Below are 9881 nucleotides of genomic sequence, written 5' to 3'. Positions count from 1 at the left end.
GAAAGGGTACATCCACCATGAGCAATCCCTTCGATGACGAAAAGGCGCAGTTCTACGTGCTCGTCAACGAGGAGGCCCAGCATTCGCTGTGGCCGGTGTTCGCCGCCATCCCGGGTGGCTGGACCGTCGCGCACGGACCCGCCCTCCGGCAGAGCTGCCTGGACTACGTCGAAGCGCACTGGACCGATATGCGGCCGGCCTCCCTGGTTCAGGCCATGGCGGTCGATCCCGAATAGACCTGCGGCACAACAGTTCCGCATCCAAGACCCGGGGTCGCTCCGACCCCGTGCGGCGGTCCCGAGAAGAAACCAGAAATCGAGGGGGTCTGTCCGCGTCGTGAAAGAAAGGGAATCACCATGACCACCACACCTCCCGCCAGCGGTGGCGGTACCACCGTCGACATCGGCGCCATCATCTCGCAGGTGCTGAAGTTCCTCGGTAGCGGCTCCACCACCAGCTACAACCCCAAGGGCCCGAAGCTCAAGAGCGACACCGCGAAGTAATTCGCACGAGCACTACAGATTTATCTCTCGAAAGGATCGAAATATGTTGAGTGGCAGTGGGATGAATGATCTGCTGCAGGCGTTCGTTCACCTGATCGGCTCGGGTTCCTCGACCTCGGTCACCCAGCCGGGTGGCACGACGACGACCCCTTAGGAGACCACCATGTTGAGTGGCAGTGCAGTAAACCAGTGGATCGAAATGTTGGCGAAGGCGCTGGGCACTGGCAGCTCCTTCACCCTCCCGCCCTTCAACTAGCGGGTCACGAGGCATGAAGGCCGCCAGGACAATCCGGTCCTGGCGGCCCTGTCAGTCCATCGTGGGCCAGTCCCAGCCCAGCTGCAGGAACATGCCGAGGCGGTCGCTGACGGCGCGGATCTCGCTGATGCGCGCGTCGGTCAGGGTGAAGATCCAGATCTGTTCTACGTCGCAGGTGCGGCCGGTGGGCCGGGGCATGCGGGCGTGGCTGCCGGTGTGGCGGCCGATCACCCGCAGGCGGGCGACGATGCGATCGTTCTCGCCGATCAACTCCTGGAGCAGGATTCCGCTCTGGTCGTCGTCGGTGGCGCTGAAGGCGGCTAGCTGCTGACGGAAGCCTTCGATGGCCGCGCCGGGCGCGTCTTCCTCGCCGAAGATGACCTTGTTGTGGTCGATCACCTGGGGCGACAGGTACTGCACCCAGTCGGTGCCGCCTTCCAGACCGTGGTTGAGCGCGTCGATGAACGCGGTGATGACGGTCTTGTTGTCGGCGACAGCTGTGATGGTCATGAGGTTCTCCCGATCTCGATTACTCTTACGTTGTAAGAGTTCGTTGCTGTGGACTACGATTCACTTACGACGTAAGAGTTGTCAACCCTGGGAGGAAGATCGATGGCCGCCAAGCGCACTCGAGCCGAGCGGGCAGGCATTTCGCGTGAGCAAGTGCTTGATGCGGCGCTGGCTTTCGCCGATCGTGACGGGCTTGCCGCGCTGTCGATGCGCAAACTGGGGGCCGAGCTGGGTGTGGAGGCTATGACCCTCTATCACTACCTGCCGAACAAGGACGCGCTCCTGGACGGCATGGTCGAGCGGGTGATGTCGCAGGCCGATGCTGGATTCGGCGACGGGCCATGGGCGACCGCGCTCACCGACTATGCGCGGGCGCTGCGCAAAGCCCTGTTGGGGCATCCGGGGGTGCTGCCGCTTGTTGCGACCCGTCCTGCTGTCACCCCTAAAACTCTGTATACCGCGGAACGCGGTTTGGCCATGTTGGTGCGGGCTGGATTCGAGCTGGGGCCCGCTCTGGACGCCCTGAACTCCCTCACTCTTTTCGTGGTGGCGCACGCTAATTCGGAGGTTCGCATCATGCCGGTCAACGAGGCGGGTGAACCAGGGTCTGTCGACTTCTTGAAAACGCTTGATGAGCACGAGTTTCCGCTGATCATTCAGGCGGCGAAATCTGGTGCTGGAACTGATGATGAGGCTCGGTTCGAGTACGCGATTGCTGCATTGATTCGTGGATTCGGTTGTTAGCTAAATATTTACAGAGCGTGTTGCTCGAATCATGCTGTTGTGTCGCATGATTCGAAACTATGATCGAATGTATGACTGATATCGCAGATGAGATGGCTACCGCGCACGCGGTCGTCGCTCAGCTGCGTGACGTGCACCAGCAGATTGCTGCTTTGCAGGCCGAAGAGATCGCGTTGATGACTGCGCTCTACCACCTGCGTCGTGAACAGCAGCTCGACCTTGGTGTCAGCAACCTCAACGCAGGTGAGGACACTGCGACCGAAATCGGTATCGCGCTGAAGGTTTCGCAAGGCACCGCCGATGGGCTCATCGGGTTGGGCTTGGATTTGGAGAACCGTTGCACGGCCACCCGTGAAGCCTTCGCCGCGGGCCGCATCGATCTCGCCCAGACCCGTGCGATCACCAAGTCGCTGACCAATGCTTCCGATGAGCTGCTCACCGAGCTGGAGCCGGGCCTTGCTGCGTACGCGGAAAAGGCGGAGCCGCAGCGCATCCGCCGCACCGCTCGTCGCCGCCTGCTCGAAGCCGATCCTGCGGGTCAGGCGGCGCGCCGCAAGGCTGCCGAGGCTGATCGCTACGTGTCGATCACCGCGCACGATGATGGCACCGCCATGCTCGACGCCGTGCTGCCTGCAGCCGGTGGTCAGGCTGTGTACGAGCGTCTGCGTGAGATGGCGTCGGGGCAGTGCTGCGGGAAGGATCCGCGCACTGTCGCTCAGCGTCGTGCCGACGCGCTGGTGGCCCTCGCTGACGGCACCGGTCGCCTGGTGTGCCAATGCGGTCTCGATGATTGCCCCCGTGCGGTCGTCGGTGAGACGCCGCTCGCCCGTAAGGCCCTCGTTCAGGTGGGTGTCTCGGCTGAGACCCTGGCTGGTTTGCAGGACAACCCGGCTTTGCTGGCGGGGCTGGGTGCCATCGACCCGGATCTGGCGCGTCAGGTCGCCCGCCACGCCCGTTTTGAGGTCATTACCGACACCACCCCAGTCGCAGCCCAAACCAACAGCGACAACAGTGAATTGCGTTACCGGCCAGGTGCCCGCACTGCACGCCAAGCACGTGCAATTGACGGGATCTGCCGTGCGCCGGGCTGCCACATCCCTGCCGCGGCCAGCGATCTCGACCATCAGGACCGCTTCGACCACACCAACCCCCAGGCCGGGGGCCACACCACCGAGGACAACCTCGGCGCACGCTGCCGTCGCCATCACCGACTCAAGACACTCGCCGACAACCACGCCAACGGATGGACCGTCCGACACCACCCGGGCCGGGTCGTCGAATGGCGCACGCCCACCGGGGAATCGGTCACCACCGAACCCGAAGGCAGCCAATACCTGTTCCCGACCACCGTCGTCCCGCCGGTCACCGCGGCCGGGGTGCCGGATGCGGAGCCGACCGGGTCGATCTTCGATCCGGGGGTCGCGGTCAACATCATGACCGAGCTGATGCAGGTCTACACCACACCGGCACAGCGCCGTGAGCACGCACGGACCCGGGTCAACATGTGATTCGCTGGCTCGAGGCCAGGTAACTCGGGGGGAAGACTACTTGCGTGACTGTGCTGCAACGGGATTGCATCTCGGTGGGATGTACCGGAAGTGTGGTTACGTCGCCTGCCCTACCGGACTTTCGCTGACGCGACTTGGGAGCCGCCACCCACCTTCCGGCCCACGGACTGCACGGATCACCTTTCAGAGACAAAACACGACAAAAGATCGGGTTGGTTGTGCTACCTGATTGTGGGGTAGCGGCGGTCTATTACGTCGAAGGCGTTGGGTTGGCCTGCTCTGTAGAGTTGCTGGTCTACTGCCTTTAGGGGTTCCCATAACGGCATTCGGTAGCGGGGGGTTATTGGGGCTTCGGGGTTTGGGGAGCCGGAGGCGTGTATTACCGCGTTGGCGGCTAGGCGGCCGCCTTCGTTGGCGGCTTCCATGCAGGCTACGTTCATTTGGGTTTTGATCCAGTCGCCTGCGAGGAAGAGGTTGTCGATGTTTGTCCAGGCGTTGGGGCGGTCGTCCCAGGAGCCGGGGTTTTGGATGAAGATGGCGTCGTCGTAGGCGATTTCGGGGGTTCCGGCGTTGGTGAGGGCGGGGTCTATTTGCCAGGAGTGGAGCATGTCGTCGGTGAGGGGGTTGTCGCCGTCGTGGTCTACGTGGGCTTTGATTTGGGACCAGGTTTCGGCGGCTAGTTCGTCAAGGCTGCATTGTCTTGCTGGTTTTCCGTTGAACGTTCCGGGCTCGTCCCATTCGGAGATGATGGCCGAGAGGACTTCCTGCGCTGCGCCGTTGCCGTAGCTGGTGACGGGGCGGCGCCAGAATTGGGCCTCGCTGATGGAGGTCAGGCCCCAGGGGGCGTCGTTGTAGCCGACGTGGCCGTTGGCCAGGGGTGCGGGGCGGGTGAGGAAGAATTGGATGCCGACCATCCAGGCGGACTGGAGGTTGCGGATGCGGTCCAGGGTGGGGTCGGCGGTGGTCAGGTCGTCGGTGAGGACGTCGGGGAATTTGTCCAAAGGGATTGCGGCCACGTAATAGTCGGCGTCGACGTTGTGTTTTGCGCCGGTGGCGTCGGTGACGGTGGCGCCGGTGATGTGGGTGCCGTCGTTGGCCAGGGCGGTGAGTTTGTAGCCCTGGTTGAAGGTGACTCCTAGGGACCGGAGGTAGTCGATCCAGGGGTTGATCCAGGTTTCGCTGGTGGGGCCGTTCATGACCCGGTCGTTGCCCTTGCCGTCGCTGTCATTGTTCAGGTTGAGCAGGGACCAGACGTATTCCTCGCCTACCAGGCCGATCGAATGTGCGCTGCAGTTGCGGGATTTGGTGGCTACCAGCTCGCGGATGAAGCCGTCGCCGAGGAAGCGGTTGTACTCGGGGGAGGAGTTGTCCAGCCTGGCGAAGTCGGTCCAGGTCATTTTCTCCCACTGGCCTAGTTTGCGTTCGTCGCAGCTGGAGACGTACACGGCCAGGCGTTCGCCGGCGAAGATGGCCTCCTGCGGCGGTAGCCGGAACAGTGACTCGAAAACGGCCACAATGGAATCCACGAACTGTCTGGGGGTCTCGGGAAGCTGGCTGAACGGGAGCGGGAACGGCAGGGGGATGGTCAGGTTGTGTCTACCGGTGCCCGCGATCATGGCCGCGTTCAGGCGGGTGAGGTTGTCCCATACTCCGTGCTGATTGCCGGGGAAAGGTATGCGGCGCAACGTATCCGGGAGATTGTGGTAGAAGCCGAAGAAGCTGCGGAAGCCGTGTTCGCCGGGGAGGCCGTCGGGGGTGTAGATGCTGCGGGTCTTGCCGCCGAAATCGGCCAGCTTCTCGAAAACTGTTACCGAGAAGCCTCTTTCGGCTAGCTCGTGGGCCGCGGTGAGTCCTGCGGGTCCGGCTCCGAACACCGCCACCGTGCGGCCGGGGTCCGCGAAGGCCCGGCCGCCGGTGGGGGCGAGGGTCAGCGCTGCCGCCAGCCCGCCCGCCTGTGCTGTCGTCTTGATGAACTGTCGTCGGGTCCGGCGCATGCTGGCCTCCGCCTGTCGGTCTGCAACTGGCGGCTATGTTAATAACAATTCTCGCGCTGGATACGTGGTTTCTCAGTATCTTTCGGCTGTAAGTCGATGGGGATTCTTCATGACATGTCAGCGCTGCAGCTGCTGCAGTACCCAGCCTGCGGTGTTCGTGGTGGAGCGGATGAGGGAGTGGTCGACCGGGTCCGCGCCTGGGAACAGGTCTTCGTAGACCGCGTTGACGACGCCCGGTTCGTCGAGGGTGGAGCAGGCGGGAGCGGGGGTGGCCAACTGGTCGTTGCGGGTCGCGATCACCGAGTAGGTGACGCCGGGCTGGGTGACCTGGGTGTCGAAGATGGACTTGTAGACGGGGGCGGTCGGCGTCATCTGCATGGCTACCGCCAGGTCGGGGGAGCTCGCGGCCAGGATCGGTTCGAGGAAGGGCATCGCGGTGAGTAACTGCACCGGTGTGACCGGCGGGTTCTTCACGCCGAGAACGCCTGCGCCGTCACAGCCTCGGACTTCGGGGGTGATGAAGACGGCGTGGCTCACCGTGGGGGCGCCGCCGAGGAGCTTGAGGTAGTAGTTCGACACGATGGTTCCGGCGGAATGCGCCACTATCTCGACGCGATCGGCACCGGTGGTCTGGCGCACCTTCGCGATGAAGTCGCCGACTTGCTTTGCCTCGCCGGGCATATCGCCGTCCCAGCGCTTGTCATTGGCGATTCCGCCCTGGAACACCAGCGTGCAGTAGCCGGCCTCGCGCAGCGTGGCGGTCATTGTGGCCCACTGGGTTTCGGTCTGTTCGGGGCTGCCGTCGCCGCCGGGCAGGACGACCACCGGGTACGGATGCGCAGCGGTCGGTGCGCAATCGATCGAAGGTTCGATGGTGGTGCCTGCGGGTAGCGAATTGGCGCCCGCGTCCGGAGACGCTTGCGCGGTGGTGGTCGACAGTAGTGTCGCGCCCAGCACTGCGACGGTGATTCTTGCGGTAATGCCCATGGATGACAACGCCTTTCGGTCCTATTGATCAAACCCGCCCCGACCGTGCGTGAAACCGCACGCGCACAGCACGATACCGGCGTTCGCGACGGTGGACGGATATCGATCAGTGCGCGTCGACTGCGGTGCGGGGCCGCGGTCGAGTCGGGTTGAGGCCGAGGGATTCCAGCTGGGCCAGTTCGGCGTGCAGGCGGGCGGTGAGGGCGTCGGCGGCGGTGCGGTGCGCTTGTGCGCGTTCGGTATCGCCGAGGGCTTCACAGACCCTGCTCAGCAGGATGTCCATCGGCTCGAAGACCAAGCCGGTCGTTTCCAGGCCGACCACGGTGCCCGCGTAGGGGAGTAAGTCGCGGTAGAGATCAGGTAGGTCCTCGAGGTAGCCGAGACCGAGGGCGACGTAGGCGCGGCAGGTCAGTTCCGCGGAAGGGTAGAACTCCGGGCGGATACCCCGCGATTCCAGGTACAGGGTGCGGGCATGGTCCACGTCGTCGGTGGCGAGTAGCGCCAGCGCCAGCATGGGGCCCGCGAATTCGGGTGCGGCCGAATACAGTGCGCGCAGCCGGGGTATTGCCGGAGCCAGGTCGCCTTGGACCCAGCTCAGGCACAGGACGTGGCCGGTGCGAATCACTCCACCCTCGGCGAAGCCCACCCGCGCCAGATTCGCGTCGAGTTCGGCGTAGCGCTCGGCGGCGGCGGAAAGGTCACCTGCCAGCACGGCGAGGGCCGCCGAGAAGCCGCTCATCGCCAGCAGCAGTTGTGGGAGTTCGGCGTCGGTGGTGCCAGTGAGTGCGAGTTCGGCCTGTCGGAAAGCCTCGCGCAGGTCCACCGCGGCCAGCGCGCAGCGGAACAGTGCGTAGTGCGCCTGGGTTCGGAAGCGGCCCAGCTGTGCGCGTTCCGCGGTTTCGAGCAGTTCGCGCGCCAGGGTGGTGTCGGCGGCGCTGTTGAAACGGCTGATGACCACCGCGGCGATCGCGGTGCACAGCGACTCCGGGTCCCCGGTCCGGCGTGCCAGCGTCAACGCCTCCTGCGCGTAGCGGTTGCTGCATCCCGGATCGTGGTAGTCGGCGAAGGTTTCGTAGGCGGCGGTGGCCAGCAGCCGCACCCGATCCGCGTCGGACGGGTTTGCGGCCAGGCAGGCGGTGATGGCCTGGACCAGCGGTTGATCGCGCTGGGGGAGATGCATGCCGGGATACAGCATGGGTGCGCGCCAACTGGTGAGCGCACGCACCAGCAGTGCCGGGTCGTCCAGCTCCCTGGCCTGCGCCACCGCGCGGTCGCGGACCTGCCGTGCTTCGATCCAGCGGGCTTGAAAGGCCATGGCGGACACCAGCGCGCAGTGTGCCTCCAGCAGCGCCACCCGATCCGCGCGCGTGGCGTGGGCGCCGCGGTGCCCGGCCAGCTCGTGCAGGTCGATGACCGACTGCCACAGTTGCACGGTATCGGCCGCCATGCCGCGATCGGTACTGCGGCGGGTTGCCTCCCGCGCGAATTCGATGGCGCGCGCGGCGGTTTCGGGCCGGGCGCCCAGGACGGCGTGGTGGGCGAGCATCTCCGGGTCGCGGGCCAGGCCGGGGAAGTCCTCGGCATGGGTGAGTAGCAGTTCCAGTGCGGCCCAGTGCATGCGGCCGCGCCGCAGCTGGGGGATGCTCTGATACACCGAATCGTGGATGAGCGCGTGGTCGAAGGTGATGCGGCCGGTGCGGTCGCTGCGCACCAGCGCGGCCACCTCGGCCTCGGCCAGCAGGTCGATCAGCTCGTCCTCGCCGATCGCGGTGGACAGGGCCAGAATTCGCAGGTCGACGCCGTCACCCCAGATGGCGAGCTGACCGAGCACGGTGGCCACAGCGGGTGACAGGCGCTGCAGTCGGGTGCGGATGAGTTCTCGGATGGTGTCGGGGACCTCGGCGCTGTCGCCGCCGAGGCGCTGGGCCGCCATGAGTTTGGCGGTCTCGCGGACGAACAGCGGGTTGCCGCCGGTGCGGCGGTGCAGGGATTGCAGTGTCTCGGGGGAGATCTCGGGCAATCCGGCGTCCAGCACAGCCTGCCGGGTGGCCTCCAGATCGAGTCCGGTCAGTTCCAGCCATTGCGCGGTGTGGGGGGCCAGTGCGGCGGCGGTGGCGTGCAGGCCGGGCGTGGCCTCGGAGGTGCGGAGCGTGATGATCAGCAGTACCGGCTGATCGCGCATCCAGTTCACCGCTTGGCGGAGTACTTGCAGCGTGGCGGTGTCGGCGCGGTGGGCGTCCTCGATCAACAAGACGACCGGTCCGTCTGTGGTGCGTTTGGTGCAGAGCGTGACCGCGGTGCGCGCGATGGCGAAAGCGTCCGCGGTGGCGAGATTTTCGGCCATGGCGGGATCCAGCCCGGCGAGCATCTCGACCCAGGCCCACGCCGGTGGAGCGCCGTCGACCTCGGGGCAGCCGCCGCGCAGCGTGGTCCAGGAACCGGCGGCGAGATCGTGCAGTGCCGTCTCGACGAGCGTGGTCTTGCCCGCGCCGGCCTCACCGGCGATCCAGGCGATATGCAGTTTTCGGCCGCCGCTCGCTCGCGCGGCGGTCTCGCGCAGGGCGGACTGTTCGCGGTTGTAGCCGAGCTGGCCGGGCGCGGGTGGAACCCGAACGCCGGGAACGCTTGCCACCGGTCCGCCCGCACCGGCGAGGGTTTCGGCGTGGCTGAGGATCGCCACTTCCAGTTCGCGCAGTGCGGGGCTGGGGTCGATGCCGTATTCGGCGCCCAGATATTCGCGCGAGTGCCGCAGCGTGGCCAGGGCCTGCGCCTGTTGTCCGGCGCGGTATTGCGCGGTGGCGAGTAGCCGCGCGATTTCCTCGCGTTCGGGATGTTCGTCGAACAGCGTCCGCAGTTCGATGGCCACCTCGGTGGGCCGATTGAGTTCGAGTTCCACCGCGGCGCGCATTTCGGCGGTGGTGAGCCGCAGATCGGTGAGCCGGGCCGCCTCCTGTGCGGCCCAGCCGAATCCGGTCAGTCCCTCGTAGGCGGTGCCGTTCCAGCACGCCAGGGCGGCATCGAGCAGGCGGCGGCGTTCGAGCGGATCGGGGGTGCCGGGGGCGCGCAGGCGCTGTTCGTAATCGTGCAGCAGCGCCTCGAAATGCCAGGCGTCCACGGATTCGGGGGCGAGTTCGAGTGCGTAGCCGGAGGATTTCGAGACCAGGAATCGGGAGGGCGCGCGGCGCGGGCGGTCCGGTTCGACCAGGCGGCGCAGATTGTGAATGTGCACCTGCAGCACCGAGACCGCGGTGGGCGGCGGATTGCCTTCCCACAGGTCGTCGATGAGGCGGTCGGCGCTGGTGGCGTGGCCGCCCGCGGCGACCAGGCGAGCCAGGACCGCCCGCAACATGGTGGCTCCCAAGCCAACTGCTTGGTCTTC

At 65.8% G+C, this 9881-nt stretch carries 8 protein-coding genes; 4 read left to right on the top strand and 4 right to left on the bottom strand.

Annotated elements, in window-relative coordinates; all coding sequences use genetic code 11:
* Nucleotides 1–17: 17 nt before the first annotated feature.
* Nucleotides 18–236, top strand: a complete 219-nt coding sequence (locus ACYVN4_RS26475; RefSeq protein ID WP_460724722.1) for an MbtH family protein — start codon at nt 18–20, stop codon at nt 234–236.
* 120 nt (nt 237–356) lie between these two features.
* On the top strand, nt 357–503 hold the full coding sequence (locus tag ACYVN4_RS26470; RefSeq protein WP_460724721.1) for a hypothetical protein: 147 nt from the start codon (nt 357–359) through the stop codon (nt 501–503).
* Nucleotides 504–810: 307 nt separating this feature from the next.
* Here the strand turns inward: ACYVN4_RS26470 and ACYVN4_RS26465 are convergent, their stop codons facing one another.
* On the bottom strand, nt 811–1269 hold the full coding sequence (locus ACYVN4_RS26465) for an ester cyclase (RefSeq protein WP_460724720.1): 459 nt from the start codon (nt 1267–1269) through the stop codon (nt 811–813).
* A gap of 102 nt (nt 1270–1371) precedes the next feature.
* Here ACYVN4_RS26465 and ACYVN4_RS26460 point away from each other — a divergent pair, with 102 nt between their 5' ends.
* Both ACYVN4_RS26460 and ACYVN4_RS26455 read left to right on the top strand, forming a co-directional pair.
* Nucleotides 1372–2013, top strand: coding sequence for a TetR/AcrR family transcriptional regulator C-terminal domain-containing protein (locus ACYVN4_RS26460; protein WP_460724719.1), 642 nt, complete (start codon nt 1372–1374; stop codon nt 2011–2013).
* Nucleotides 2014–2105: 92 nt separating this feature from the next.
* Complete coding sequence (locus ACYVN4_RS26455; RefSeq protein WP_460724718.1) at nt 2106–3521, top strand: HNH endonuclease signature motif containing protein; 1416 nt, start codon at nt 2106–2108, stop codon at nt 3519–3521.
* Nucleotides 3522–3742: 221 nt separating this feature from the next.
* Here ACYVN4_RS26455 and ACYVN4_RS26450 read toward each other — a convergent pair whose 3' ends face one another.
* The 3 genes from ACYVN4_RS26450 to ACYVN4_RS26440 all read right to left on the bottom strand — a co-directional run bounded on the left by ACYVN4_RS26450 (nt 3743) and on the right by ACYVN4_RS26440 (nt 9851).
* Nucleotides 3743–5515, bottom strand: coding sequence for a hydroxysqualene dehydroxylase (locus tag ACYVN4_RS26450; protein ID WP_460724717.1), 1773 nt, complete (start codon nt 5513–5515; stop codon nt 3743–3745).
* A 117-nt stretch (nt 5516–5632) separates the two neighbouring features.
* Entirely contained in the window at nt 5633–6502 is an 870-nt protein-coding gene (locus ACYVN4_RS26445; protein WP_460724716.1) for an esterase/lipase family protein, read from the bottom strand.
* Nucleotides 6503–6608: 106 nt separating this feature from the next.
* Nucleotides 6609–9851: a BTAD domain-containing putative transcriptional regulator gene (locus ACYVN4_RS26440; protein ID WP_460724715.1), complete on the bottom strand. Its 3243-nt coding sequence runs from the start codon at nt 9849–9851 to the stop codon at nt 6609–6611.
* Between the last annotated feature and the right edge of the window lie 30 nt (nt 9852–9881).

It is taken from the genome of Nocardia heshunensis (assembly GCF_054782115.1).
Note: the sequence above shows the minus strand (reverse complement) of the source record. Positions and strands in the feature narration are given on the sequence as shown.

Coding starts and splice junctions, on each gene's coding strand:
- ACYVN4_RS26445 (WP_460724716.1), bottom strand. CDS start 6,502: ATGGGCATTACCGCAAGAATCACCGTCGCAGTGCTGGGCGCGACACTA.
- ACYVN4_RS26465 (WP_460724720.1), bottom strand. CDS start 1,269: ATGACCATCACAGCTGTCGCCGACAACAAGACCGTCATCACCGCGTTC.
- ACYVN4_RS26450 (WP_460724717.1), bottom strand. CDS start 5,515: ATGCGCCGGACCCGACGACAGTTCATCAAGACGACAGCACAGGCGGGC.
- ACYVN4_RS26475 (WP_460724722.1), top strand. CDS start 18: ATGAGCAATCCCTTCGATGACGAAAAGGCGCAGTTCTACGTGCTCGTC.
- ACYVN4_RS26440 (WP_460724715.1), bottom strand. CDS start 9,851: ATGTTGCGGGCGGTCCTGGCTCGCCTGGTCGCCGCGGGCGGCCACGCC.
- ACYVN4_RS26470 (WP_460724721.1), top strand. CDS start 357: ATGACCACCACACCTCCCGCCAGCGGTGGCGGTACCACCGTCGACATC.
- ACYVN4_RS26455 (WP_460724718.1), top strand. CDS start 2,106: ATGGCTACCGCGCACGCGGTCGTCGCTCAGCTGCGTGACGTGCACCAG.
- ACYVN4_RS26460 (WP_460724719.1), top strand. CDS start 1,372: ATGGCCGCCAAGCGCACTCGAGCCGAGCGGGCAGGCATTTCGCGTGAG.